Here is a 4,672-nt window from a genome sequence, read left to right as displayed (position 1 = left end):
GATGCAGAAAAGGTTTTGGCCAAGGCCCAGAGTTTGATGGACCGTAATTCCCATTCCTACCTGGGATGTGCCCATTTGGCTGTGGGCTTGGTGGAAGGTCCTGACGCTACCCTGAAAAAGCTGTACAAGAGCAAGGGCGTTAAGGGAAATGAACTGCGTGGGCGATTGGAGCCTTTTGTGCAGAAGGTGCCCCGTGTGGAAGGGGCGAACCCGGATGTGGGCCCCGATAGCGATTTGAACCGTGTTTTGCGTGCTGCAGTGCAGGCGGCGCGCCAGGTAAACCGTATGGTGACTCCCGGCGACATGCTGGTGGCCTTGATGAAGTTTGCGGGGGACCGCGGCATTGCCAAGGTGTTTGAGGACGCCCTGGGCTCTGTGGAAGTGGTGGAGACTTGGCTCTCCGATCCGTTTGCCGGTGCTGCCAATGCCGAGGAACAGTCTCCGCTGAAGTTGTATGGTCGTGAACTGGTGGAAATGGCTGCCGATGGCAAGCTTTCCCCGGTCATTGGCCGTGAAGAGGAAATCCGTCGTGTTATCTTGATCCTTAGCCGAAAGACGAAAAACAACCCCTGCCTCGTTGGTGAACCTGGCGTGGGTAAGACCGCTATCGTCGAAGGGCTCGCCGAGCGAATCTATCGCGGCGATGTGCCTGACGCCTTGAAGGGCAAGAAACTTTTCGCCCTGGATTTGTCCGCCCTGATGGCTGGTGCAAAGTACCGCGGCGACTTCGAGGAACGTTTGAAATCTGTTCTGGACGCTCTTGAAGAAGACGGAAATACTCTTCTGTTCATTGATGAAATCCATACCATCGTGGGCGCCGGCAAGACCGAGGGCTCCATGGACTTGGGTAACATGCTGAAGCCGAAGCTGGCTCGTGGCGAATTGCACTGCATTGGCGCTACCACCACCCAGGAATACCGTAAGTACATCGAAAAGGATTCCGCATTGGAACGCCGATTCCAGCCGGTGCAGGTTGATGAACCTAGCGAAGAAGAATCTATCTCCATCCTCCGTGGTATTAAGGACGGCTTTGACGCCCACCACGGAGTCCGTTTGCACGATAACGCCCTGGTGGCTGCGGTTAAGCTGTCCAGCCGTTACATTAGCGACCGTTTTTTACCGGATAAGGCCATCGACTTGATCGATGAAGCCGCAAGCCTTGTAAAGACCCAGATGGATACGGTGCCTGAAGCTCTGGATACCTTGCAGCGTAAGGAACTGCAGATGAAGATCGAGGAACAGGCTCTGGCGAAGGAAACGGATGACAATTCCGTAAAGCGCTTGAAGGAACTGCGTGAGGAATTGGCCTTGACGGAAGCCGCGGTGAAGGCGATGCAGGATCGTTGGCAGGAACGCCGCGCCCAGAGTGCTGAACTGCAGAACTTGAAGAAAGCTTTGCAGCAGGCCAAGGACGAAATGGAACAGGCCGAAGCCCGCTACGACTTGAACCGCGCTGCAGAACTGAAGTACAACAAGATTGTGAACCTGGAAAAGGAAATCGCCGAAAAGACTGCGGCTGTTGCGAAGGCTGCAGGTGACGGCGAACTCACCGAAGAGGTGACGGAAGATACCATCGCCCTGGTGGTGAGCCGTTGGACTGGCGTTCCCGTAACCAAGCTTTGCGAAGGTGAAAAGTCCAAGTTGTTGCATTTGGATGAACGCTTGCACGCTCGCGTTATCGGGCAGGATGACGCGGTGGAAGCGGTGTCCGAAGCTATTTTAAGAAATAGAAGTGGGTTGAGTCGCGAAAACGCTCCTATCGGCAGCTTCCTGTTCCTGGGCCCCACGGGTGTTGGCAAGACGGAACTGGCCAAGGCCTTGGCTGTGGAACTTTTCGATGACGAAAACGCTCTGGTCCGTATCGACATGAGCGAATACATGGAAAAGCATACGGTGAGCCGTTTGATTGGTGCGCCTCCGGGATACGTGGGCTACGAAGAAGGCGGCCAGCTGACGGAAGCTGTACGAACCAAGCCTTATTGCGTCATCTTGCTGGATGAAATCGAAAAGGCTCACCCCGATGTGTTCAACACCTTGCTGCAGGTTCTTGACGATGGTCGTTTGACCGATGGTAAGGGCCGCACGGTGAACTTCAAGAATACACTGATCTTGATGACCTCTAACTTGGGCTCTGAAAAGTTCCGGGAACGCTTGGCCTCTGGCAATACGGCGCCGGTGACCTTGGATGAAATTGACGCCAACCTTCACGCTTTCTTCCGTCCGGAATTCCTGAACCGTTTGGATGAAACTCTGGTGTTCCAGAGCCTCACCAAGCCTCAGATCCGTGACATTGTAAAGCTGAAGTTCGCTGGCCTTGCAAAGCGTGCCGCCCGTCAGGACTTGCAGTTGACTTTGTCCGACGCCGCCCTGGACGCCATTGCCGATGGCGCCTACCAGCCGGAATTCGGTGCACGTCCAATACAACGTTTCATCGAACGCAACGTAGAACGCCCCCTGAGTCACGCAATCCTTGCTGGCACAATTTCCGCCGCAAAGCCCGTGGTCATCGACTACGAAAACGGCGTGTTCACTGTGAAGTAAAGCGTCGCGGAACGCCGCAAAAAAATCCTCCTAACCCCCAAAGTGCTGGGCGAAAGTCTGACACAAGAACAGCCCCGGATTCGTCCGAGGCTGTTTCTTTATAAAGGAGATCCTCCCCCTACGGGGATCAGCCACACTAAGGAACAAGTTCCTAAGTGTGTTGCAGCCGGCTCGAGGCCGGGATGACAAATTGGAATGTCGGGGATGACAAAAACAGAACTACTTCTTGAAGTAACTTGCCACTTCGTCGTGGATGAGTCCGTTGGATGCGAAGCTGGTATAGCCTTCATAAATGGGGGCGGTGGGCTTGCCGTTGGCATCGAACAGTTCGGTTCTGCCGTCCAGCATGCTGAACTTGCCGCCTGCTTCAGAGAACAACAGCGGGTACGGAGCGATGTCCCAGAGGGAAACCACTGGGTCGATCATCAGTTCGGCGCGGCCTGCGGCTACCAGGTAGTAACCATAGCAGTCACCCCAACCGCGGTGGAGGCGTGCGGCGCGACGTACGGCGGCGTACTGCTCGCCATAGCCTGCGGTTTCCATGGTGTTGACGGTACCGGAAAGGACCAGGGCGTCGGACAGCTTGTCCACCGGGGAGCATTTGGAAACGCGGCAATTCTGGGCGTTGCTGCCGAGGAATGCTCCGCCATCTTTTACAGCCCATACGGCGGTGTTCATGGCAGGAATGCGAATCAAGCTTGCGATAGCTTCCCCGCGACGGTAAAGAGCAATCAGCGTACCAAACAGGGGAACCCCGTGGATGAATGCCTTGGTGCCGTCGATGGGGTCGATGACCCACTGGTATTCTGCGTCGGGACTTTCGATTCCGAATTCTTCGCCAATGACGCCGAAGCCCGGAGTTTCCTTGGCCCAGAATTCGCGGCAAAGTTCTTCGGTACTCTTGTCGGCGATGGTGACGGGAGTCTTGTCGGCCTTCCATTCCACGCCCACGTCATTCTGGAAATACTTCAGGATGTTCCCCTGGGCAAGTTCTGCTGCCTTCAAGGCGATGTTCAATAAATCAAGATTCTCTTTTGTTGCGGCCATATTAAAATCTCTAGATCCTTCGACTCCGCTGCGCTCCGCTCAGGATGACACGCGGGCTTTAACGCGTCTTAAACCTTTTCTGTCCATTTCTTAACAAGATCCATCAAGAACTGGTTTTCTTCAGGCTTGCCCAGAGTAATGCGCACGTGTTCCGGCAGGCCAAAACTGGTGAGGCCGCGGATAATCATGCCGCGCTCTTCCAGGAACTGCACCATTTCCTTGGCCTTTTCGCCAATGTGGACGCAGATGAAGTTGCCCTGGGTGGGAAGCACCTTGAAACCGAGATTTTCGAAGAAGGGCTTCAGCACCTTAATGCCGTCGGCATTCAGCTGGCGGGTACGTTCCACGTGGTCCTTGTCGCTGAGGGCGGCAATAGCTGCAGCCTGGGCGGCCAGGTTGATGTCGAAAGGCGGCTTGATTTTCCACATGGCCTTGATGACCTGTTCGCTAGAAATGGCGTAGCCCAGACGGATGCCTGCCAGACCGTAGATCTTACTGAAGGTACGGTTGATAAGCAAGTTGGGGTACTTCGCGATCATTTCGAACATGCGAGGGTAATCTTCAGCGGTAGCGAATTCAGAGTAGGCTTCGTCCAGGAACACCATCACATTGCTTGGAACCTTGCTCAAAAATTCTTCAAGTTCCGCACCAGTGTAGTAAACGCCGGTGGGATTGTTGGGGCTGCAGATAAAGGCCACGCGGGTACGCTCGTTGATGGCTGCGGCCAACTTGTTCAAGTCGGTCTTCTGGTCGCCTTCACCAACGCCAATGAAATCAGCACCGTTGGAAAGGGTGGTAAACTTATAGACGCTAAAGGTGGGGGTGATGCCCACGCAGTTGTCTCCCTGGCGGATAAATGCCTTGCCCACCATGTCAATGATTTCGTCGGAACCGTTACCCAGCACCAGCTGGTTGGTGTTCACCTTATAGAAATCAGCCAAGGCGTTAATCAAGGTGGGAGCGTCGCCGCGAGGATACAGATGCAAGGTGTCCACGATCTTCAAGTAGGCTTCCTTGGCCTTGGGGGAAGGGCCGAGGGGGTTTTCGTTGGAAGCCAGCTTTACCACATCGGTAAGGCCGTACT

Annotated in this window: 3 protein-coding genes; 1 reads left to right on the top strand and 2 read right to left on the bottom strand. The window is 54.8% G+C overall.

Annotated features, from left to right (window positions below):
* On the top strand, nucleotides 1–2,541 hold a 2,541-nt coding region (locus MJZ26_14580; GenBank protein MCQ2107003.1), incomplete at its 5' end, for an AAA family ATPase.
* A gap of 219 nt (nucleotides 2,542–2,760) precedes the next feature.
* On the opposite strand, the gene MJZ26_14575 is transcribed toward MJZ26_14580, so the two are convergent.
* The gene (locus tag MJZ26_14575) at nucleotides 2,761–3,588 is read right to left on the bottom strand and encodes a histidinol-phosphatase (protein ID MCQ2107002.1); all 828 of its coding nucleotides are present in this window, start codon (nucleotides 3,586–3,588) and stop codon (nucleotides 2,761–2,763) included.
* Between the two features lie 68 nt (nucleotides 3,589–3,656).
* On the bottom strand, nucleotides 3,657–4,672 hold a 1,016-nt coding region (hisC, locus tag MJZ26_14570), incomplete at its 5' end, for a histidinol-phosphate transaminase (protein ID MCQ2107001.1).

The organism is Fibrobacter sp. (genome assembly GCA_024398965.1).
Taxonomy (GTDB): domain Bacteria; phylum Fibrobacterota; class Fibrobacteria; order Fibrobacterales; family Fibrobacteraceae; genus Fibrobacter.
This window is presented reverse-complemented; position numbering and strand designations above follow the sequence as displayed.

Bases quoted from the DNA above. Each gene is read 5' to 3' on its own strand.
- MJZ26_14575 (MCQ2107002.1), bottom strand. From the start codon at position 3,588: ATGGCCGCAACAAAAGAGAATCTTGATTTATTGAACATCGCCTTGAAG.